Origin of the sequence: Bacillus sp. UNC322MFChir4.1, assembly GCF_000746135.1 — a bacterium.
GTDB lineage: Bacteria > Bacillota > Bacilli > Bacillales > Bacillaceae_G > Bacillus_A.
This window is the reverse complement of the sequence record NZ_JQKQ01000016.1, coordinates 134,913-157,703: the sequence shown is the minus strand read 5'-3', so window position 1 is coordinate 157,703 and position 22,791 is coordinate 134,913. Positions and strand designations below refer to the sequence as shown.

20 protein-coding genes, 2 pseudogenes and 3 other annotated features (1 of these 25 cut by a window edge) are annotated in these 22,791 nt (G+C 33.9%); of the genes and pseudogenes, 14 read left to right on the top strand and 8 right to left on the bottom strand.

The features are described 5' to 3' along the window. Window positions 1-91: 91 nt before the first annotated feature. Window positions 92-589: a GNAT family N-acetyltransferase gene (locus BR72_RS09630; RefSeq protein WP_035432408.1), complete on the bottom strand. Its 498-nt coding sequence runs from the start codon at window positions 587-589 to the stop codon at window positions 92-94. Window positions 590-770: 181 nt separating this feature from the next. Here BR72_RS09630 and BR72_RS09625 point away from each other — a divergent pair, with 181 nt between their 5' ends. After that, window positions 771-1,340 carry a DJ-1/PfpI family protein gene (locus BR72_RS09625; RefSeq protein ID WP_035432382.1) on the top strand — a complete coding sequence of 190 codons (570 nt, stop codon included), beginning with the start codon at window positions 771-773 and terminating at the stop codon, window positions 1,338-1,340. Between the two features lie 85 nt (window positions 1,341-1,425). Continuing rightward, window positions 1,426-1,620, top strand: a complete 195-nt coding sequence (locus BR72_RS27645; protein WP_035432380.1) for a DUF4083 family protein — start codon at window positions 1,426-1,428, stop codon at window positions 1,618-1,620. Window positions 1,621-1,733: 113 nt separating this feature from the next. Here BR72_RS27645 and lsrF read toward each other — a convergent pair whose 3' ends face one another. The 4 genes and pseudogenes from lsrF to BR72_RS26355 form a co-directional block, all read right to left on the bottom strand. Then, a complete protein-coding gene (lsrF, locus tag BR72_RS09615) occupies window positions 1,734-2,516 on the bottom strand; it encodes a 3-hydroxy-5-phosphonooxypentane-2,4-dione thiolase (RefSeq protein ID WP_035432378.1) in 783 nt (260 codons plus the stop codon). A 13-nt stretch (window positions 2,517-2,529) separates the two neighbouring features. Then, window positions 2,530-2,886, bottom strand: coding sequence for a cupin domain-containing protein (locus BR72_RS09610; protein WP_035432377.1), 357 nt, complete (start codon window positions 2,884-2,886; stop codon window positions 2,530-2,532). Between the two features lie 25 nt (window positions 2,887-2,911). Further along, window positions 2,912-4,474: an autoinducer-2 kinase gene (lsrK, locus tag BR72_RS09605; RefSeq protein WP_035432375.1), complete on the bottom strand. Its 1,563-nt coding sequence runs from the start codon at window positions 4,472-4,474 to the stop codon at window positions 2,912-2,914. Window positions 4,475-4,482: 8 nt separating this feature from the next. Continuing rightward, a pseudogene (locus BR72_RS26355) lies at window positions 4,483-4,632 on the bottom strand (sugar-binding transcriptional regulator); the annotation flags it as partial. 357 nt (window positions 4,633-4,989) lie between these two features. On the opposite strand from BR72_RS26355, the gene BR72_RS09600 reads away from it, so the two are divergent. The 4 genes from BR72_RS09600 to BR72_RS09585 all read left to right on the top strand — a co-directional run bounded on the left by BR72_RS09600 (window position 4,990) and on the right by BR72_RS09585 (window position 8,457). After that, on the top strand, window positions 4,990-5,583 hold the full coding sequence (locus tag BR72_RS09600; protein ID WP_035432373.1) for a TetR/AcrR family transcriptional regulator: 594 nt from the start codon (window positions 4,990-4,992) through the stop codon (window positions 5,581-5,583). Window positions 5,584-5,740: 157 nt separating this feature from the next. Continuing rightward, window positions 5,741-7,309 carry an MFS transporter gene (locus tag BR72_RS09595; RefSeq protein WP_035432372.1) on the top strand — a complete coding sequence of 523 codons (1,569 nt, stop codon included), beginning with the start codon at window positions 5,741-5,743 and terminating at the stop codon, window positions 7,307-7,309. 78 nt (window positions 7,310-7,387) lie between these two features. Next, complete coding sequence (locus BR72_RS09590; protein ID WP_035432370.1) at window positions 7,388-7,933, top strand: GNAT family N-acetyltransferase; 546 nt, start codon at window positions 7,388-7,390, stop codon at window positions 7,931-7,933. Then, window positions 7,933-8,457: a cysteine hydrolase family protein gene (locus tag BR72_RS09585; protein ID WP_035432368.1), complete on the top strand. Its 525-nt coding sequence runs from the start codon at window positions 7,933-7,935 to the stop codon at window positions 8,455-8,457. Before BR72_RS09590 ends, BR72_RS09585 begins: the two co-directional genes overlap by 1 nt. A gap of 552 nt (window positions 8,458-9,009) precedes the next feature. On the opposite strand, the gene BR72_RS09580 is transcribed toward BR72_RS09585, so the two are convergent. Next, the gene (locus BR72_RS09580; RefSeq protein ID WP_035432366.1) at window positions 9,010-9,504 is read right to left on the bottom strand and encodes a DUF6022 family protein; all 495 of its coding nucleotides are present in this window, start codon (window positions 9,502-9,504) and stop codon (window positions 9,010-9,012) included. 148 nt (window positions 9,505-9,652) lie between these two features. On the opposite strand from BR72_RS09580, the gene BR72_RS09575 reads away from it, so the two are divergent. Next, window positions 9,653-10,354, top strand: a complete 702-nt coding sequence (locus tag BR72_RS09575; RefSeq protein ID WP_051957278.1) for a MerR family transcriptional regulator — start codon at window positions 9,653-9,655, stop codon at window positions 10,352-10,354. A gap of 1 nt (window position 10,355) precedes the next feature. Beyond that, window positions 10,356-10,625 (top strand): annotated as a pseudogene (locus tag BR72_RS09570) (recombinase family protein); the annotation flags it as partial. A gap of 271 nt (window positions 10,626-10,896) precedes the next feature. Here the strand turns inward: BR72_RS09570 and BR72_RS09565 are convergent. Beyond that, the gene (locus tag BR72_RS09565) at window positions 10,897-11,451 is read right to left on the bottom strand and encodes a helix-turn-helix domain-containing protein (RefSeq protein WP_035432364.1); all 555 of its coding nucleotides are present in this window, start codon (window positions 11,449-11,451) and stop codon (window positions 10,897-10,899) included. A gap of 157 nt (window positions 11,452-11,608) precedes the next feature. Here BR72_RS09565 and BR72_RS09560 point away from each other — a divergent pair, with 157 nt between their 5' ends. The 4 genes from BR72_RS09560 to BR72_RS09545 all read left to right on the top strand — a co-directional run bounded on the left by BR72_RS09560 (window position 11,609) and on the right by BR72_RS09545 (window position 16,380). Beyond that, a complete protein-coding gene (locus BR72_RS09560; RefSeq protein ID WP_035432362.1) occupies window positions 11,609-12,940 on the top strand; it encodes a D-serine ammonia-lyase in 1,332 nt (443 codons plus the stop codon). A gap of 185 nt (window positions 12,941-13,125) precedes the next feature. Further along, window positions 13,126-14,154 (top strand): DUF2332 domain-containing protein, encoded by a 1,029-nt coding sequence (locus tag BR72_RS09555; RefSeq protein WP_035432360.1) that lies wholly within the window; start codon window positions 13,126-13,128, stop codon window positions 14,152-14,154. Between the two features lie 161 nt (window positions 14,155-14,315). Beyond that, complete coding sequence (locus BR72_RS09550; protein ID WP_035432358.1) at window positions 14,316-15,251, top strand: aminoglycoside phosphotransferase family protein; 936 nt, start codon at window positions 14,316-14,318, stop codon at window positions 15,249-15,251. 412 nt (window positions 15,252-15,663) lie between these two features. Further along, window positions 15,664-16,380 (top strand): YoaK family protein, encoded by a 717-nt coding sequence (locus tag BR72_RS09545; RefSeq protein WP_035432355.1) that lies wholly within the window; start codon window positions 15,664-15,666, stop codon window positions 16,378-16,380. A gap of 170 nt (window positions 16,381-16,550) precedes the next feature. Here the strand turns inward: BR72_RS09545 and BR72_RS09540 are convergent, their stop codons facing one another. Then, window positions 16,551-17,000, bottom strand: a complete 450-nt coding sequence (locus tag BR72_RS09540; protein ID WP_035432404.1) for a YndM family protein — start codon at window positions 16,998-17,000, stop codon at window positions 16,551-16,553. 236 nt (window positions 17,001-17,236) lie between these two features. On the opposite strand from BR72_RS09540, the gene BR72_RS09535 reads away from it, so the two are divergent. Then, on the top strand, window positions 17,237-20,749 hold the full coding sequence (locus BR72_RS09535; protein WP_035432353.1) for a DUF4020 domain-containing protein: 3,513 nt from the start codon (window positions 17,237-17,239) through the stop codon (window positions 20,747-20,749). Between the two features lie 98 nt (window positions 20,750-20,847). Further along, window positions 20,848-21,080, top strand: a binding site (T-box leader). Between the two features lie 56 nt (window positions 21,081-21,136). Beyond that, window positions 21,137-21,371: a binding site (T-box leader), on the top strand. Window positions 21,372-21,515: 144 nt separating this feature from the next. Further along, entirely contained in the window at window positions 21,516-22,592 is a 1,077-nt protein-coding gene (locus BR72_RS09530) for a bifunctional 3-deoxy-7-phosphoheptulonate synthase/chorismate mutase (RefSeq protein ID WP_035432350.1), read from the top strand. A gap of 7 nt (window positions 22,593-22,599) precedes the next feature. Then, window positions 22,600-22,791: a binding site (T-box leader), on the top strand (it continues 42 nt past the right edge of the window).

Here is a 22,791-nt window from a genome sequence, read left to right as displayed (position 1 = left end):
CCCCACTACGCAACGGTCTATGAAACAGGAAGCCCCTTCTTCAATCAGTCCGTAAGGTGGATAAGGAGGGGTTATTCACCATCTGATACCACTAATTATGAACAGTATATTTATAGAATTTTTTGTCTACTTGCATAATAGGGAAATTTGTAGGTAATCTATCAATTTCTATATTTTTAAAATGATTTTTCTCGTAAAACTTATGGGCCGCTACAAATTGCAGTGTTGTTCCTAAGTATATTTCTTTCACTTCTTTTGTCTTTGCCCATGCAATCGCATTATGTAATAAAAGACCGGCTGTTTGAAATATTTTGCCTCTATACTCTTTTTTCACAAACATTTTTCTCAATGCTACTTGATGATTGCCAATATCTAAAAGAGCGATAGTGCCTACAACTTCTCCTTGATAAAGTGCGACCCAAAAATTACCGTTACCAAATTGGTAAATGCTTTCTATGCTAAGTAAATCAGGTTGATTCTCTTTTGAAATAGGGATATTGTATTCATCTTGTTGGATGGAAAGGATTAAATCTAAAATTTGAGATTGATAATTAGAAGAGTATTCTTGTATGGAAAGATTCTCATTCATATATAACACCGTCCGTTTATTGTAGATTTTTATTACTGCTTTCATTATACAAGATTCCATATTGATTATTCTAACAATTTGGAAGTGAAAACCTTCTCGATTTATTCTAAAAGTACCGGATAGAAATGTTTAAGGTTTTAAAAGTAATTCAATAACAAATGTAAAGGGGAATGATTATTGTATGAAAAAAGTATTGTTTCTCGCTTATCCACAATACGCTGATTTTGAAGTAGCCCACGCATTATTTTTGCTTAGAAAAATAGGTAAAGCAAAAATTACTACCGTCTCCGTAGATGGTAAACCAGTAGAAAGTATTGGTGGGTTAAGGACTCAAGTCGAAGCTTCTTTATCTGAAATTAAAGTAAATGAATTTGATCTAATCCTTATTTCTGGAGGAGACGGTGTTCATGAAATAGTAGATGAGGTAATTGTTAGTAAGACATTAATGAACGCCTATAACTTACATATTCCTATTGCCTCTATATGCGCTTCTGCCATTTTGCTAGCAAAAGCAGGGGTACTAAACGGTAGAAAATTTACGTGTCTTCAGCATACATATGAGAATAACAAAGCCCTATTTGAAACATCGGTATATACAGGAACAGATATTGAAGTGGAAGACACCATCATAACTGCAAAAGGTACTGCGTTTGCAGAGTTTGCAGTAACTGTTTGCCAATTAATGAACTTGTTGAAAGAGAAAGAAAAGTTAGATTCAACATTAAAGTTTTGTAAGGGAATAACCTCTTAACTTAAGAATCTTTTTAATATAATTTCAACAATGCCAAACAAGATAACATAGTTATAAACAAGAAACAGGAAGGATAGATGAGAAGATGGCGGATTTTTCAATCTTAAACATTGTTTCAATTATTCTTTTCTTCGCTTTAATACTGTTATTTTTTATTTCGCTTGCTGCGTTTATACGATCACGACTCGTCAATCAATCTAGCCAAAGAGCTTCTTTAGTTGGGATTGAGAAGAAATTAGATAGAGTTATTAAGATGTTGGAGGAAAAAGAAAAAAATTGACAACATGCTTGATAAAACAAGTAAGAAAATATATGAAATTAGAAAAGAACAAGTAATTTGAATAAAGCAAATTACTTGTTCTTATATCGTGAACATAAATGCTATCTGAATGTTTAGTTTATAATAGTATTATATAATTCTAGAGCTTCTTTTACATTCAGTCCACTTTTTACGATGCCATGAATAGATTGAATCATTGCAATCGGATGTTCCGATTGCCAAATATTCCTCCCCATATCAACACCGACTGCACCTTCTTGCAGTGCATTGTATGTAATTGTAAGCACTGCTTCAATTGTGTCTAACTTTGGCCCCCCTGCAATAACAACTGGAGCCGGACATGTACTTGTGATTTTTTCAAAGCCTTTACAGTAATACGTTTTAATGATATCAGCACCCATTTCAACACATACACGTGAAGCTAACGCTAAAAAACGTGCTTCCCGTTTTTGAAGTTCCTTTGCTACTGCAGTTATTCCGAGTACAGGTAAACCATAATCGTGTGCTTCAGATACAACATTCGCAAGGTTTGTTACAGTTTGTGTTTCATAATCAGATCCAACAAAGACAGATACGCCAACGCCAGCTACGTTATGACGCAAAGCTTCTTTTATTGGAGTAACAATTGTTTCATTCGCAAGATCTTTTCCAACTACAGTAGCCCCGCCAGATACACGAAGAACCATAGGCGTTTTACAATCTTCTGGTATACAAGAGTTAAGTACACCTCGAGTTAAAAAGAGGGAGTCCGTGTAAGGAAGTAAACTTTTTACTGTTTCAAGAGGCTGTTCCAATCCATGAATGGGTCCTAAAAAATAACCGTGATCAATTGCTAACATAACTGCTTTTCCATCAGGTAAAATAGTATGTAAGCGATTTTGAAATCCCCAAGTCATAGGGTATCACTCCTTAATTACAGTTTGGATTTTCTGTTTGTACAGTATCTTTTTCTTGAAAATGAGGCGATTTAATAAAGAGCGCTTTAAAATTTTGTGAAGAACGATTGATGAGATAGTGAGATTCATGAGGACGAACTTGTAAGACGTCACCTTGTTTAATAGGAACTTTTACGTGATTAATATAGAAATCTATCTCACCTTCTAATGCATAGAAAATTTCTTCACAAGTTGTATGATAATGGTTTTGAAAATCTTGCCCTGGTTTAATGACAACAACACCTATATCAATATTAGGGCCCTTTACTAAATATTTTGGTCCATTATCACCGAAGCGATAGGAGAAATCTTCTTCATTTACTTTTAGCATGCTTTTCACTCCTTTTTGTAACAATTTACAGAGCGCCAGGTGCAATCCACAAATGAGAAGTAAATCCTTGATCAGCTAATTGGAGTTGCTGCTGATATACAACCTTCCAGTTTTTGTATAATTTTTGGTATTGTTTATGGTTTTCATTGTTCGGTATATACGTTGTTTCCCATTTTACAAATTGTTCAGAAATAGACTCCATTGAATGATAAATACCGGCACCAATCCCCGCTACAATTGCTGTTCCTAAAGCGGCTGCTTCTTTGACTACAGGTACTTTTACTGGAACACCTAATACATCAGCGACAATTTGACACCATAACTTTCCCTTTGAAGCCCCTCCAGCAAAAACTACCTCTTTCGGGAACTGTCCTGTTAATTCTTCAATTAACTTTAAATTTCCATATGTCACGAAAGCTGCATTTTCTTCAATAGCTCGAAATATTTCTTTCTTCCCGCACTTTTCAGGATCTAAGCTTAAATTTATAAAAGAGGGAGATGCATGACGCCAAGAAATATAGTTCATGACATTAGAAAAAATTGGAATGATACCGTGTGATCCGACTGGGACATCCTTTGCTTGTTCCTCTAATAATTCGTAAGCATCGATACCTAGTTCTTTTGCTCGTTGTTTTTCTTCCAGGCAGAAAGCGTCTCGAAACCAGCGCATCACAAGACCGGGAAAAAAGGCAATTGTTTCGTATTGCCAAAGAGTAGGAAGAACGTGACAATTTACACGAATGCGAGCATTTGGATCTAGCACAGGATTGCTTATGTTCACTTCTTGTTGCCAAAAACTTCCGCCGCAAATGAAAGTTTGCCCGCTTTGGACAACTCCAGAACCAAGAGAAGCCATTTGCGCATCTCCGCCTCCAGTAACAACAGGCGTTCCCTCGAATAATCCAGTTTCTGCTGCGCATTGTTTTGTTACGTTTCCAATAATAGTTCCAGCTTCATTTATTTTCGGTGAGAGTACTGATGAGAGGTTGCATTTCTCTATTAGTTCTGGAGCCCAATTTCTAGTATGTAAATTAAAAATCCCCGTCGTACATCCATTGGAAGGATCCATTTGTAATACGCCGCACAACTTATATAAAATCCAATCATTTAACATTGTAATAGAATGTGTTCTTTCATAAATGTCAGGTTGATGTTTTGCAATCCATTTTAATCTTGGTAATGCACCTAGAGCGAATGTTTGCCCTGATATTGTATATATATCATGTTCAAGGTGAGATCGTATTTGTTTAAGTTGTGTAACTTCAGCTGTCGCACGGCTATCAACATTGGCACATGCCCAAATTTCAGTACCATCCTTGTCATATAAAACAAATCCTTCGCGCATACTTGTTGCACTAATTCCTTGAATAGTAGAAGAAGGAATACCACTTGTTTGTAGTACATCTTTTGTACAGTCTTGAATAAGCTTCCAGTTTTCCTTTACGTCAAAATCCATTGAACCTGGATATCGTGAGTTTTCCATATGAACCCATTCTCGTTGACTAACAGCAAGTTGATTCCCTTGTAAATCAAATAAGACAGCACGGATACTACCGGTTCCGGCATCATAAGCTAATAGAGCAGTCATTATATCCCACGCTCCTTTTCTAGTAAACGGACAACCTTATTTCTAGATATATGTAGTAAGGAGGCAATTTATTGTTGGGGAAGATAATCTTTGTAATAACACCACGTAGTTTTTGTTAACAGGTTTTCTTCAAAGTTTAGTTGTATCATGATTTCCATCTCTTCAACATATGTACAAATATTTTTATTTATACCGTTAGCAGTTGGAAGTTACTTGAGAAAAATAATTTTTAGATATGAAGAAAAAGATATACAGTGCTATAAAGCAAGTAGAGAAAAAATAGTATTTGAAAAATGTTTTCTATTTAAAAATAGGTGAAAGTATTTTTAAAGCGTATCTAGGACATTAATGCCATTATTTCTTCTAAGGCAATACAAGTTAATAGTTGATGAAATTATATCGTTCTGTTAAATGGAAGAATATTTCATAAAATGAAAGTAACTAGTTACTTTCATTTTTCTTTATGGTAATATGTTAGTAATTACTTACTTACATATTAAATGGAGGGAAATAAAATGAGAAAAACATCAGCAAGAGAAAAGATTATTGAAGCAGCTGTTTTATTATTTGGTGAAAAAGGATACACAGCAACGACAATTCGTGAAGTTGCTGAAAAGGCAGAGGTAAGCGAATTAACCATTTTTCGTAACTTTAAAAATAAAGAAAATCTATTTCGAGAAAGTATTATTTTACGAACAACACCAGTTGCGTTGTTAGAAGGATTGGATGAACAGTTTACTGGTGATTTAAGTAAAGACCTTACAACAATTGCAGAAACATACATACAGATTAACCTTCCAAAGTTAAATTACATTTGGGCGGCTTTACTTGAATCCAGACAAAATAGTGAGATGAAACGACTGCTTCATGAATTAAATTCACATTTAGTTGATCACTTAGAAACATATTTACAAAAACTTAGTGAAAAAGGATACATTGCACCGTGCAATTATCGATTAATAGCAAACATGTTTTATGGTCAGTTATTTTTATATATGATGAATGTTAGCCTAACTGACGAGGATATTAAATTAGAAGAATACATAGAGACAAGTGTAAATCTTTTTGTTAACGGGGTTTCTTATAAGGAAAATAAAGTGAAACTTTAATCAGTGGGGGTTTTCTTCAACCCCCACTGATTATTAGTTGAACCAATCGGGCTTTTACGGGCAGTTTATCTCCCACCTAACTTCTTTGCTTTCGCCGAATTTTGAGGTGGGAGTATTACTGCCCGTTAATGCGGGATAAATAGGGAGATATAAGGATATGAGGAAATTATTTGCACTATTTGCATTAGTTTCTGGATTTTTTATGGCGATCTTAGATTCAAATATTGTGAGTATTGCACTTCCAGAAATGACGAAAACGTTTCATACTTCAATAGACAATATTTCGTGGATTGCAAATGGATATAACGTTGCGTTTGTTACATGTTTATTAATTGCGGCACGTCTTGCAGATCAATTTGGTCGCAAGATGTTGTTTGTTATTGGTTTATTAGGATTTTCAATTAGTTCACTAATGTGTGGATTTGCCTCTTCTTTTCATATGTTAGTTATTTTTCGTGTACTCCAAGGGATGTCTGCTGCTATTATTGTTCCAGTTGCGATGCCACTTGGATTAGAACTTGTTCCAAAAGAGAAACAAGGTATGATTAGCGGAATTATGGGAGCCTTTGGCGGCTTAGCTGCTGCGATTGGTCCTTCTCTTGGCGGTGTTTTAACAGATAAATGGAGCTGGAATTGGGTGTTTTTTATTAATGTTCCAATTGGTATCCTTTCTTTACTCTTCGTTTTCTTTTTAATTCAAGAATCTTATGATCTTACATCTAGCCGTAAAATAGATTGGCCAGGTATGATTACTTCATCATTTGCTTTGTTTACACTTGTATATGCTCTTATACAAGTGAATAAACCAAGTTTAAACTACGCAACTATGAGTTTTCTGTTTATCATTTCTTTTATAAGCTTCGTATTATTTATTATCATTGAAAAGAAAAGTGAAAATCCGATGTTACCTTTACATTTATTCAGATACAAGGAGTTTTCATTTGCTAATCTCGCTTTGTTTTTTGTGGGGATGGGCATTATGAACTTTTTATTTGTTTTTGCTTTTTATCTAGTAGAAGTAGAAGGAATGAGTGAACTTCGGGCCGGAACGATTATTAGTACATTAGCAATTGTCTCAATGGTGGTGACTGCAATTATGACACCAATTGCTGCTAAGCGTGGAAGTATTGCTATTGGTTGTATAGGAATGATTGCATTTTTAATTGCTTCTTATTCATTTGGTCATATGTCATTAAACGATACGGATTGGGACTATGTATGGAGGCTTATGATTGTAGGTATTGGTACAGGTTGTACACTCGCTCCTTTTACGACAACTGCAGTATTAAGTGTGCCAGCTGAAAAATCGGGTATTGCATCAAGTGTATCAAATATTTCTAGAACAGTAGGTAGTATTGTTGGTGTAGCTGTTTTAGTGGTTATTTTAAATCACCAACTATCTATTGAAAAAGAAAAAGTAAATAAGGAAGCGGAAAAAATCATTTATGAAAGTAATCAAACAAGTTTGCAAAAAGAAAAAATGATCCAAGAGTTAAAATTAATAACTTCACAGCAAAGTGTAATGAAGGATGCGAGTGAAAATAATAAATTTTATAAACAAATTCAAGTAAAATATAAACATGCGGTTATGAATAGTTTTAATCAAACTTTCCAAATAGGTGGGATTATTTTTCTTTTCGCGTTGCTTAGTTTAGTGATCGAAATGTATATGAAAAGAAGGGAGAAAGCCAAAAAAGTAGCTATGCTTTCTTTGAATGAAATGTAATAATAACATTATGTCAACTTTATTTTTGTAATATTTAATGAAAATGAACATTGCAACTATTGTGAACGGGGGAGGATTATGTTATTTCAGAAGAAAGATGTATCCATTCGATACGTAACAGAAAATGATGTTCAAACTTTATCAAACTGGCTATCAAACCCTGAAGTTTTACGCTTTTATGAAGGACGAGATAAAACACAATCACTACAGCAAGTTCGAGAGCGCTATATAAGTAGTTCGGGAGAGAAACGGTGTATTGTAGAATACAAAAACAAATCTATCGGTTATATACAAATATATCCTTTAGATCCAGAATGGAAAGCGTTATATGGATATGATGAGAGAAAAAATGTGTGGGGAATGGATCAATTTATCGGAGAAACAGCGTACTGGAACCGAGGAATTGGTACAGAACTTGTACTGGCTGCAATTACATATATTAAGAATGAATTAGGAGCATTCGCAATCGCGATGGATCCAAGAGTAAGTAATGAACGAGCAATTCGTTGTTATGAGAAGTGTAGGTTTCAAAAAGTAAAAGTGTTAAAAGAACATGAATTGCATGAAGGGGTATGGGAAGATTGTTGGATGATGGAATATAAAAATGAAGGGGATTGTGTGTAATGAAACAAGCACTTATAGTAATTGACGTGCAAGAAGGAATGTATAAAGCAGGTATACCTGTACATAATGGCTCGGAATTATTGCGAAATTTACAGGAGGTCATTCAAAAATGTCGTGCGCATGATATTCCTGTTATTTATGTCCAGCATAATGGTTCTAAGGGGCATCCGTTAGAAAAAGGTACAGCAGGTTGGCACATTCATTCTAAAATTGCTCCAATGCCAAATGAGATGATAGTGGAAAAAGAAACACCGGATTCTTTTTATAAAACGAATCTTCGTGAAGTTTTACAAGAAAAAGGAATTGAACATCTTTTTATTTGTGGATTGCAAACAGAATATTGCGTAGATACAACTGTTCGCCGCGCGTTTAGTGAAGGGTATAAGGTAACGTTGATTCAAGGGGCGCATAGTACGTTTGATTCAGAACAATTACGTGCTGAGGATATCATTCACCATCATAACAAAGTATTAGGTTGGTTTGCGGATATAGTAGATGTAAAAGAAATAAAACTGATTGTATGATAGTTAAGCCAGCATTTTTAGGAGAAATTCCTAGAAATACTGGCTTATTTACTATATAAATCCAATTTTAATTTTTCGACATATAAGTCGCTGCTATGAAGAATACAGCATGAACGCTACTAGCTTTCTCCTTTTGTCTTAAACCCTGCATGACAGCTTCTATGCATGGCCAGATGCTCTCACCCCCTAAAAAGAAAGAGGTTTTTTATAACGTTTTTTTGCCAGTCATAGAGCAACATTATTTAAGATTTTAAATTCAATATCTTTGCGTTCTACAAACCAAGATAAGTCTATGGAAGAAGTGATTCCAGTTGCTCGTACTGAAAAGAAAGGTGATCCCTCTCTTAGATTTATCCTGGATACCAGATGCTTGGTGGCGTTGGGTTAGTCCAGCAAAGAAGAAAAAAGGAATACCTGAAGAAATAAATCGTCGTCATTTTGAAGTATGTGCATTTTCACAGATTATGTGGGAACTTAAATAGTAGGTAGTTTCATATATTGTTACTTGTTGGATGGATCAAGCCCTTTTTAGACAGTCTCTTGTTACATTAATTAAGAATTTTCGTTTAGGCTTAGAATTTTTTTGGTAATTTCATTTCTTTCAGTACTTGTAAAAGTCATTAGTTTTGGAGCTGAAGGGAGGTTGAAATTTACATGAGAATGAGATAATTCAAAAAGAAAAGTACCAATTAATTGTTTATTTTGGTTTTCGATGACAATCCAAAAGATACGCTTTTCATGATCAGGCGTTCCCCATTTTGCTTTTTCAATAGAATTTCTAAAATTTAAGCACCCAGCAATAATAAAGTCATCTTCTTTTGTTTTTTCAGCAGACTGAAAACCTGCTTTCTCAAGCTCTTTCCATGCTGGAGGAAGTAGTTTATCTAAGTACATACCATACGTGGCATCTTCATACTCCGGAAATAATTTTTGGAGTTCCTCAATGGTATTTGCAAGAACTTCTTCCCAATGGTCCTTTAGATAACCAGATACTTTTTGTCCTAACTCTTCAATTGACATTTCGGGTTGAATGTTTAATTTTGACACTTAGATCCCTCCATCATTTTTTATTACTTACTCCTTAATCTTATAACATTAAAGCCAATTATAAAGTTTTCAATTGTATATACTTATTTTAAAGGGAATTAAATGATAAACTTTACAATAAATTTAATGTTGATAGGGATGAAGAAGAATGAAGAGTAATATAAGGCCTATTGATATTGCGAAAAAGTTAAATGTAAGTACAAGCACTTTAAGAAGTTACGAAACAAGGGGGATTATCCCACCCACAGAAAGGTTGGATACAGGATATCGAATCTATACGGAAGAACATTTAGCCTATTTTGAATGTATAGTAGCCATGTCACCTGGGTTTGGAATGGAGATAACAACAGCTGTATTAAAAAAACTGCAACAAAAAAATTTGAATTCTGCACTCTGGATAATCAACGAGATACAAGCAGTCACCTATCAAGAAAAAGAGTTAGCTACTAGAATAATAAAAGACCTAAACAATATCGTTGATTCTCAATCGATAGCAAATAACCTAATGACGATTGGAGAGGTAGCAAATAATACAAAAATTTCTACTTCTACTATACGATATTGGGAAAAAGAGAGATATGTTAATTCAAAGAGAGTTGAAAATAATTATCGCTACTTTAATTCATATCAGTTTATTAAAATTTTGTTAATGAAGCTTACACAAAACGCTGTGTATTCACACGAAATTGTTCAATTTAAAAAATCTATTAGAAATTTGGAGGAATACAATATTGAAGGGGCAAAAAGCATTGCCCGGGAGTGCCAACAGCATTTAAATAAACGTAATCAAGAACAGTTACATGGACTATATTTTTTGTATCGATTATGTGCAAAGTTAGGATTAAAATAACTATGAAGAAAAAGTGTCAGGTGCTACACAAGACAGACCTGAACTTCAAAGTATGTTAAATGATCTAAGAGAAGGCGATACAATTTATGTGACCGATCTGACTCGAATTACTCGTAGTACGAGAGGTTTATTTGAACTAGTTGATTACATAAAAAATAAAAAGGCAAACTTAAAGTCATTAAAAGATACCTGGTTGGATTTATCTGAAGAAAATCCATATAGTCATTTCTTAGTGACCGTAATGGGAGGAGTTAACCAATTAGAACATGACAGGGATGGTTACTGTAATTTCAAAAAAAAGACATAATAAATTTAAAATTTTAGAAGAAGACATTAATCAACATAAAAGACATTATTCTTCTAGTAACCTTTTTTCCTTATTAAGCTAATAGGAGCTTTAGTCGAATAAGAACAAATAAAAAAAGTCGATTTTTTGGTTAAGAGATCGACTTTTTTTATGGGTTGAAACTTCCTTAGCGTTGTAAACCCGCACCTTCCTGACGGTACCTCATATAAGTCTTATTCATGCATTTGATAAATACTTAAAAAGTAGGAGGAGTAATTGCAAAAATGACTACCGCTTTCTTTTTATAGGGATTTTCCCATTTATGTTTCATATAAGAAGGGATTTTTACACTATCTCCTTTGTATAAAGTTACTGTCTCTTGATTTAATTGTAGTGTCACAGTTCCCTCTAAAACAAATGCGATTTCTTCACCTTTATGCTCGATTGGTTCTTCAGAAGAAGAGGATTGCGGCAATAAAGTCATCAGAGCAAGCTCGAGGGCTCCACTTAAATCGGGAGATAGTAACTCATATGATAAACTTTCACTTTCAGGAAAGGTAATTTTTTTTCGCTGGTCAGCTCTTACAACTAAGCTTTGAGCATTCGTTTCTTCCAAAAAGAAATTAAACATAGGAATATTTAAAGCGTTAGATATTAATTTAAGAGTCTGCAGAGATGGATTTGCTGATCCCTTTTCAATTTGACTTAACATAGAAGGAGTGACATTGGCGAGTGTTGCCAGTTCCCGACTACTTAAGCCTTGTGCTTTTCGGTATTCTGCTATTTTTTGTCCGACATTTATATCATTCATTTTTATGCTCCTTTTACTAATTAATTAAATTTAATTAAAATTTATTAATATATATTTAATTCATTTCGTTTATGTGTTAAATTTAGTTTAATTATAATAAATAAATTTAAATTTTAAAATGATAACATGGTAGTAATTAAGAAGGGAGAATATACGAATGAAGAAGTATGACAGTACAACTATACAAACGTTAAAAGAAAAGCACCCTTTATTAAATAAACTTGTTTTGACAGAGGAAGTATTTTGGGTGAATCCGAATAAAGAAGAGTTTGAAACAGGAATGAAAAAAGCTTCTCTTACGAAAGACGATGTAAAAGATGCGGAGGAAAGATTAAAACGTTTTGCGCCGTATATTGCGAAAGCTTTTCCTGAAACAAAAGATACAGGTGGAATCATTGAATCACCTTTAGTCGCAACTCCTTCTATGAAACAACATTTAGAACAAGAGTATAATCAGCATATCGCAGGTAATGTATTACTAAAATGTGATAGCCATTTGCCGATATCAGGATCTATTAAAGCAAGAGGCGGGATTTATGAAGTTCTAAAACATGCAGAAGACTTAGCTTTGGAACAGCATTTATTACATAAACAAGATGATTATTCCATTTTAGATAGTGATACATTCCGCGCGTTCTTTTCGCAATATTCAATCGCGGTAGGTTCAACGGGGAATTTAGGACTTAGTATCGGTATTATGAGTGCTAAACTCGGATTTAATGTGACGGTTCATATGTCTGCTGATGCAAAACAGTGGAAAAAAGATTTACTACGCAGTAAAAATGTTACAGTTATCGAATATGCAGCGGACTATAGTAAGGCAGTAGAGGAAGGAAGAAGGCAAGCAGAAGCGGATCCTATGTGTTATTTCGTTGATGATGAGAATTCAAAAAATCTATTCCTTGGATATGCTGTAGCTGCTTCTCGTTTACAAAAGCAATTGCAAGATCAAAACGTTATTGTTGATGCAGATCATCCGTTATTTGTTTATTTACCATGTGGTGTCGGCGGCGGCCCTGGCGGAGTAGCATTCGGTTTAAAATTATTGTTTGGTGATCATGTACATTGCTTTTTTGCGGAACCAACTCATTCTCCTTGTATGTTAATTGGTTTGCTGACAGGTCTTCATGATAAAATTTCTGTCCAAGACTTTGGCATTGATAATGTGACGGAAGCTGACGGTCTTGCGGTAGGAAGAGCATCAGGATTTGTAGGGAAAGTGATGGAACCGTTATTAAGCGGCTGTTACACAGTGAGTGACCAAGAGTTATATAGATTACTAAAGGCTTTGGCTGATACAGAAGGAATAAAATTAGAGCCGTCAGCATTGGCAAGTATATACGGACCAGTTCAACTCTTTAAAGGGCAGCAATATATGCAAGAAAATCACCTGCAAGAGAAAATGAAACAAGCAACTCATATTATGTGGGCAACAGGTGGGGGAATGGTTCCACCTCACATTATGGAAGAATATTATCAAAAAGGGTAAATAACTTTTCATTAAGTATATTTAAGAGTACATCGCTTATCTAAAGTGGTGTGCTTTTTGTTTTTTATAAGTTTCTTTTGAATTTCATATATTTCTATAACAAGAATAATTTACCATAACGTCGATTTCAGTTATAATTGAATTGTTTTTAAAATTAGAAAAATTCCCATTAATGAAGGAGGATTATTTTGAATACTACCCAATTATCTGAACGATTTAAAAATTTCGCCAAACTGGAATGCAATGGCTCAAGTGAATTATATGAGTATTTATCCACCGAAATTTCTGAAGATGATGAATTATTAGAGCTATGCATGAATTTTCGAGAGGGTCAACCAGTTCCTAATTTACTTTTAGGTGCTGTTCATTATCTTTTGTTAAAAGGGGAAGATCATGTTTTAAAAGAATATTATCCGAGTATTACGAAGAATCCAAGGGAAGTAGAAGATTCTTTTCTTTATTTTAAAGATTTTTGCCAAGTGTATAAAGACGAAATTATTTCTCTTCTAAAGAGTAAGTTAGTACAGACTAATGAAGTAAGGCGCTGTGCGTATCTGTATCCAATATTTTGTTTTATTTATAGCGTTGTCAAGAAACCGTTATCCTTAATTGAAATTGGAACAAGTGCTGGTCTTCAATTGTTGTGGGACAAGTATAGTTACTCATATGGAACAAACGAGGGTTATGGAGATAAAAACTCACATGTTCATATAACGTCTGAAATAAAAGGAAATAGTGTACCACAATTCCTATTAACTAGTCCTCCAGTAGCTTCAAAAGTAGGTTTAGACTTGAATATTAGCGATTTAAATAATTTTGAAGATTATTTGTGGTTAAAAGCGCTTATTTGGCCTGAACATGAAGAAAGGTTGGCACTTTTTGAAAAGGCAGCTACATGTTTAATTGAAAATCCAGTAAAACTTATAGAAGGCGATGGAGTGGCATTGCTTTCAGAAGTTGCAGAAAACCTTCCGGAGGATACTGCAATTTGTATTTTTCATACACACGTTGCAAATCAAATACCAGAAGACTCTAAGTATGAACTGCTAGACAAAATAAAAATGATCGGAAGGAAACGAGACGTTTTCCATCTTTACAACAATATGTGGGATCGAAAGCTACACCTTGATTATTATCTTGATGGTGTTGAATACCATCAAACAATTGGAGAGACGGATGGACATGGTAGATGGTTTGAGTGGAATTTGAAGTAGATATGGCGCAGAACATTGTTATTATATTCAGGAAGAATTAAGTAAGATAGGAATAGATGTGATTTTTCCGATTGATGTAAAGAAACGATAATTACTATAACTATCGTCATGTAATGAAAGAATTAAAAAGGCATTTGAAAAATCCATAATGGAGGTAAACGATGGAGAATATTTCTCAAATTCTTCAAGAAAAAATTGATTTCTTACATTGTGCTAATAGAATTGAAAGATTATCTAAAGGATATTCTCCAGATGAAAAGTATGTAGTGTATTCTGATGATAAAAAATTCTTACTAAGAATAGGAAGTTTAGAAGGGTATGAAAGAAAAAAGACGGAGTTTCAAATATTGCAAAGAATGCAAGAATATCATGTTAAATCCCCTAAGCCCATAGAAATCGGAATTTTAGAAGAAATGAATTTTTGCTACACAATTTATTCTTTTATTGAGGGCGTTGATGTGAAGGAGGCATTAACCGTTCTTACTGATCAAGAGCAATACAAAATTGGTACTGAAGCAGGAGGACAGCTATTTAAAATGCATTTGCTTGAGGCCCCTGTTAATATCAAATCTTGGTATGAACAGGCAATGCAAAAGCATTATCGATACCTTGATGCATATAAGGAAAGTGGAATAAAGATTGAAAATGATCAAAAGGTTATTAATTTTATAGAAAAAAATAAGTATGTATTAAAAGGACGTCCGAACCGATTTCAGCATGATGATTTTCATTTGCAAAATATTATTGTAGACAATAATAGGTATGCTGGGGTAATTGATTTCAATAATTTTGATTGGGGAGACCCAATTCATGATTTTGTAAAAGTATCTTTATTTCAAAGAAATGAGAGCATTCCATTTTCAATAGGGCAAATTCAAGGATATTTTAAACATAATGTTCCTGAAGATTTTTGGATGCTTTATTCTATTTACGCGGGAATGGTTATCTTTTCATCAGTAGTCTGGTCATTACGTTTTGCGCCGCACCAATTAGATGAAATGATAGGAAGGCTACATAATATACTGGAGGATCATAAAGGTTTTGAAATGAAAAGACCGTTATGGTACGAACCACATATGTTGTTTTGTGAAAAGTGATAAATGAAGTGTATTGAAAAAGGGAATTGGAATTTTTGCTAATTAGGTTGATTATATTTTAATAGAAATTGGATTAACAACAGGAGAGATAAGTTTTTGCTATCGCTCCTTTTTTGTTATTTTGGTGAAATTTCTTTTTGATGCATTTGAGATAGACTAATTTTCCGTTAAATAAATACACGATTAGAAAGGGGAAATCTATAAATGTGAATGAAATTAAACTACAGTCCGTTCAATAATTGTATTGATTGTAGTTAAAAAACTTGGTATGTTATTATATCATATTAGGAAAAAGTAAAAGGAAGCGACATCAAGATATAAATTACGAATATCTTGTGAATCGTATCAAAATAATGTTTTTATTTGTATAAATGGATAATATATGCAATATAATGTACAAGGAGATAATATTATGAAAGACAAACTTGGTACAATCCCCTCATTATCTTCAAACTCTGTTTATTTAGGTATTTTGTTAGCTGTAGTTGGAGGCTTTTTAGATGCTTATACTTTCATCAGTAGGGACGGAGTATTCGCTAATGCACAAACAGGGAATGTAGTATTACTCGCTATAAGAGCAGCTAATGGAGAATGGTATAATGCTTTGCTATATATCCCGCCTATTTTAGCTTTTATGTTAGGGGTTTTAATATCAGAAGTAGTAAAGGTTCCTCATATAAGACATGCATTGCATAGTTATAGACGCTCTATTCTTATTTTAGAATGTATTGTTTTGATCATTGTAGGGTTCTTGCCAAAAAGTATTCCTAACATAGTAGTAACCGTATGCATTTCATTTGTATCATCTTTACAAATTTCTACTTTTAATAAGCTTGACAAGTGGGTTTACAATTCAACAATGACAACAGGGAATCTTCGAACTGTTACGCAGGCAGCATATTTAGCATTTATAGAACATAATCAGGAAGAGAAAATACGATTTAAAGAATTTCTTGTTATTATTTTTTCTTTTATACTTGGTACACTGTTAGGCACATTTACTACCACTCATTTAGGGTACAGAGCTATTTGGATTGCTTCAGGAATTTTAGTAATTGCTTTGATTTTGTATCATAAAGATAGAGGGTATTGGAGAAAATCTCAAATATTGAAACGAAAAGTCGGATAATACTACCTCACCATAACACGTTCTTCATAAAAGACATGTGAAGTGGATTGTAGTTTGAAACAATAATGAACTCAATTTGACAAAAAATCCTGAGAAAGAGTAATTCTCAGGATTTTTCTATTCGATTACGAATGTAGTATGATTTCACTCAAATATTTAAAGTTGTTACATCATTTCCGTTTTTTCGCATCAGTAACATCTTGCTCTTCTGCAAACTCTGTTCCATAAGCTAATGATCTATTGAAAGTAAGGGGTTTTCTTTCTGCTGTTTGATAATTAGCAATGCGATTCATTAAATAGCGGTGAACAAAAATTTCTGCTCCTGTAACGATAATTGCTGATAAAATACTTCCCCAAGCAATTTGCATATAATTTCCTAAAAGTACGCTTCCGAAAATCCATACACTCATATAAGTAAAAAGAAAATCAACTACGAGTGCAGCGGTATTTCCCTCTCGCGGTAAAATAATTTGATCTCCTAGCATATATGAAGCGATTGTAACAAATAAACTAAAAGAAAAGATGTCCACAATTGTTGCATCAAAGAATAAATCCAAACCAATCGCAAAAGCAATCATACAGGATATAAATTTGATTAGCAAAACCGTAATATGATTCATCATTTGAACCTCTCTTTTTCTATTTAGTTTGAATGAAAAAGGGAACTTTATACATGGGAATTTAAAATTATAACATGCAAGGTGTTTTCTAAAAAGACGGAAGATAACTACCTGATTATAAATCAAATGCATTTAATATTTATTCAGATTCCACTTATCTGAATGTTTGAAAAATAAACAAAAAATGTTATATTTAGAAAGAGAAAATTAACATTTTTAGGTAAGGGGGGATCAGGGTGTGGATTACTTCAGAAGTAGAAATTCCAGATGAACTATTTGATAAACTCGAACAAGGGAAACTGGTTTTATTTGTTGGAGCTGGAGTATCTATGAAAGGCAATTCAAACTTACCAAATTTTGATGATTTAGTGGATGATATTGCGAGCGCTCTATATGTAGACAAACGTGAGGAAAATGAACCGCACGATTATTATCTTGGGAAAATTGCAAAAACGAAAGATGTTCATCAGATTGCGAAGAATCTTGTCCATGTAGCATATTCAATGCCAAATCCATTACATTATTCTATTTTGCAATTATTTGCAAATGATGAGAATGTTCGAATTGTTACTACAAATTTCGATCAGCATTTTACAACGGTACTTGAGGGATCAAGACGTAAAGTAAATATATACTATGCTCCGGCACTTCCAACGGGAAGAACGTTTAAAGGATTGGCATATATTCATGGTAATGTGGAACAAGAAGAAGAGAATTTAATTTTGACAGATGGCGATTTTGGAAGGGCTTACTTAACAGAAGGATGGGCAAGACGATTTTTGGTTGATTTATTTTCTAATTATACAGTTTTGTTTATTGGATATAGTCATAATGACCCTGTTATGAAATATTTAGCAACTGGATTACCACCAAGTACGAGGCGGTATGCGTTTGTTGCGGGGGGAGATAATACATATCACTGGGAGCATTTAGGGATTAAGCCCATTGTCTATCCAAATAAGGCGCAAAATCATCAATCATTAGCAAAAGCAGTGCAGCGGTGGGCAGAGTTAATGGGAGATAATTATATTACAAAAAGAACACGAATTCGTGATATTGTAACTGTTCCTCCATCTTTAGAGCAGGAACAACTGTCTTATATTAAACAATCTGTAAAAAAAATTGAGACACTTCGTTATTTTGTAGAATTTGCAAGAGACTACGAATGGGTGGAATGGTTAGAAAAAGAAGGACAACTGCGGAATTTATTTTCACAGGAAGCTGAGACTTCTGAGAAAGATCAGTTGCTTGCACAGTGGATTGTTGATCATTTTTTAGTAAGCCACCAAAATGAATTATTTCAGTTGATGTATAAAAATAATACAGAAATATCTACTTTGTTATGGAATACGATATGTAACTTTTTAGTAGATACGGAACAGCCCATAGATATCGTTTCGTTTGCGCAGTGGCTTTTATTATTGTTAGAAAAGGCGAAAAGAAATGAATTTTTCATTGAAAGTCTGCCTTCGTTGCTTAACAAATGTACGTATCCGGAACATAAAGAAATTATGGTTCTTTTACTTACTTGTATATTAGATGGAAAACTAAAATTGAAGCGACTTCGGCAATGGGAACATGAGATGCAAGATGTGATAGAGTTAGCGGAAACAAACCATCTATCAGCTACAAGCTTTTTAAGGCTGCAGCACATATGGGAAGTGAAATTGAAGCCACATCTTTCTTATTTTTCGATTCCAATATTACAGATTGGATTAGAAAAACTACAGAGATTAACGCTAAAACAACAGGCCCTTGAGATCCATGATTCAGTTAGTGATTCACGAAGTGCAATTGAACCACATGAGCAAGATAGCCAACCACGTGAATTTTCGTTTTTAATTAATATAGTTAGAGATTGTATGGACTATGTTTGTGTCCATTATGAGGATAAAGCAAACTTTTATATTTCTTTTATGATGGAATTTGGGAATACATTGCAAAAGCGAATTGCAGTACACAGTATGAACCATACTGTTTTTCGAACGCAAAATGAAAAAATAGAATGGTTGTTACAGTGTCAACTGCTTATCGAAGATACTTGTAAGCATGAAGTCTTTCAACTGTTAAAGAATCATTATGAACATGCAGCTGAACATACGAAACAAAAAGTACTGACAGCCATAGTGAAACAGTTTGAAGAAAAGACGTGCTATGTGGCTTGTAACTTAATTGACTGGCTTTATTTGTGCGTACCAAATCATGAATCTACGAAGCAAACATATGAATCCATGAAACTGAAATTCCCTCATTTTTTATCAAGGCAGTTTCCAGATTTACAAGAGGAGCGGACATTACAACCAATCACATGCAATTTAACAATAGATGGTTTATTGCATATGACAGAAGTAGAAATGGTAAGGCAAGTTATTCAATATTCACAGGAAGGATTGGTAGAGAAGCATCATTTTTTAGAAATGCTTTCAAAGGCTTGTAAAACAAATGTACAATGGAGTATTTCGCTTGCGTATCAATTAGTTGGATATAAAGAAGTGAGTAAAGAAGTATGGTTTGTATTAATTAGAGAGTGGCGCAATAATCGACAATTAACAGATAAGAATATACAAGAGATTTTACCAATGTTGCATCAATTTGTAAGGCATACGACTTATCATTGGCTCATAAGTAGTTTTCTATATGAAAAAAGCAATCAGTTAGCAGAATTTCAAGAAGATACAATTCGCGCAGTAAAACAACTTGCATTTTCGTTATTTCCTCATGTTATGAAAGGAGGGCAAGGGAAAGGTAAAGAGCAAACAGATTACTATAATGAGGCAGTTCAACATCCGGTAGGGAAAATAACAGCAACTTTATTAAAGCTTCTTGCATATGAACATTTATATGATCGAAATATCCATGCGTATTTGTATGTATTTGAAGAGCAGATGCGGAAAAAATCATACTATGTCAATATTATGATTGCGAGGCTTACAGCTGATTTAACATTTCTCTTTCATATCGAGAAGCATTGGTGTAGAAAACATTTAATTCCTTACTTAGATTTGCAGAAAAACAAAGAGGAAACAAAGTATGCATGGGCCGGATTTGTAAATACGCAAATTAATTTACCTTTATTCATACAAACAAAGAAATATATTGCTTTTGCTGTACGGCATTTTCATTTGTTGAATGCACAAACACAAGAAGTCTTTAGGAAATGGCTAAGTCTCATTTTTCTAAAGTGTATTTTATATTGGGATGAACAAATAGATTGGTTGTACGCTCTTTTTATACAGGGAGAAGAGATGGAGAAAGTAAAGTTTATAGAAAATGTATCGTATTATGTAAAAACTTTAAGCTTAAAAGAGCAACAAAAATTTTGGGAAGATTGGCTTGCAGGTTTTTTAGTTGAACGTCCTAAGATGAGTATAATATCTAAGAAAGAATATATCATCTTTTTGCGTTTTGTGTTATATATGGATGTTATTGCTGAAAAAGGAATTGAAACTGTTTTATCGTATTTTTCTATATCTTCATTGCAAGAAGAAAAACAAGCATTGAAGTATTTATTAAAACAGCTTCTGGAAAAAAGCGAGTTGATCCAGCAATGTCCGAAAGTGTATGCAACATTATTTTTTGTTTTATTAACAAAGATAAATGATGCAGAGTATATTGAAAATGAAGTGATTCATCTTCGGCAATTGTTTGATGAGATGAAGCTTGAAAATACGTTACTTGAGGGGATTCGAAATGAGATGATGCGCATTGGAATGATGAATCAACATGCAAATGATTCACATTTGTTATGATGAATCATACGATGCAAAGAAAAAAATATAAAAAATAATGAAAAAGTGTTGACATATTTTGAAATGACACTTTATAATACAATTCATAATTAATAAAAAACAACGCATTGAAGGGAACAGAGTAGTGTTTATCCCCCTGTAATAGAGAGCTGATGGTTGGTGAAAATCAGTACAGAGGTAAACATGAATTACAGTCCTGGAGCATCTTTTTCGTAGTAAAGGCAGAAGTCTTTATGAAGGGAAAGACGGTCAAAATGATCGTTAACAATGAAGAGAGGTAGACAAAAGTGTCTACAATTAGGGTGGTACCGCGATAATAATCGTCCCTACTGATTGGATCAGTAGGGGATTTTTTGTATATATGCGGACCTAAATGAAAATAAAATAATTAGCGCGATGATAGGAAAGAGAGTAGTGGTTGTTTCCCTGTTACAGAGAGCTGGTGGTTGGTGCGAACCAGTACATAAACAAGCATGAATTACAGTCCTGGAGCATCTTTTTCGTAGTAAGGGCAAAAAGTCTTTATGAAGGAAAAGACGGTCAAAATGATCGTTAACAATAAAGAGAGGTAGACAAAAGTGTCTACAACTAGGGTGGTACCGCGATAATGATCGTCCCTACTGATTTGAATCAGTAGGGATTTTTTTATATATTTCATCATAAGAAATCGTTACCAACCTTGTTTTGTTATAAGAATCAGATTCAGAAAATAGGGAATTTTCAATCCCTTAATATAATTTCCAAAAGATAAAAGGAGGAATTTTTAATGGGAAATCATGAATTAGAGAAATTACGTAAACAGGTGGATGAGATTAACTTACAACTTCTAGACTTATTAAATGAGCGTGCAAGGATTGTGAAAGAAATCGGACAGCAAAAGAAATTGCATGGTACGAAACGCTTTGATCCTGTTCGCGAGCGTGAAGTACTTGATATGATTGCAGAGAACAATGAAGGACCATTTGAAACATCCACAATACAACATATTTTCAAAACAATTTTTAAAGCAAGTTTAGAACTGCAAGAAGACGATAATCGTAAGGCATTATTAGTTTCACGTAAAAAGAAACAAGAAAATACGGTTGTTGATGTAAAAGGTGAATTATTAGGAAGCGGCGTACAAACGTTTATTATGGGGCCATGCGCAGTTGAAAGTCTAGAGCAAGTTCGCCAAGTTGCTGAGGCGATGAAAAAACAAGGAATCAAATTAATGCGCGGCGGTGCGTTCAAACCGAGAACATCTCCGTATGATTTCCAAGGATTAGGAGTAGAAGGGCTGAAAATTTTACGCCAAGTAGCAGACGAATTTGATTTAGCGATTATTAGTGAAATATTAAATCCAAATGATGTTGAATTGGCACTTGATTACGTTGATGTCATTCAAGTAGGCGCTCGAAATATGCAAAACTTTGATTTGTTAAGAGCAGTTGGGAAAGTGAATAAACCAGTATTACTAAAACGCGGTTTAGCAGCGACAATTGATGAATTTGTGAATGCAGCAGAATACATTATTGCACAAGGAAATGACCAAATCATTTTATGTGAACGCGGCATTCGCACATATGAAAGAGCTACGCGTAATACACTTGATATTTCCGCAGTGCCAATTTTAAAGAAAGAAACACATTTACCGGTTGTTGTAGATGTAACGCATTCAACAGGACGAAAAGATTTACTTTTACCAACTGCGAAAGCAGCACTCGCAATCGGTGCAGATGCTGTTATGGCTGAAGTACATCCAGACCCAGCGGTTGCTTTATCAGATTCCGCACAGCAAATGGATATTCCGCAGTTCCATGCCTTCATGGAAGAGTTAAAAGGATTTAAAAATAAGCTATCATAATGAAATAACTATTGCGTTGATAGGGAAGCAGTAGCATGTATCTTCTTGTTTCAGAGAGCTGATGGTTGGTGGAAATCAGTACAAAGATATGTGTGAATTACACCCCTGGAGCATCTTTTTCGTAGTAAAGACGAAAGTTTTTATGAAGAGAAAGACGGTCAAAATGATCGTTAACAATAAAGAGAGGTAGACATATTTG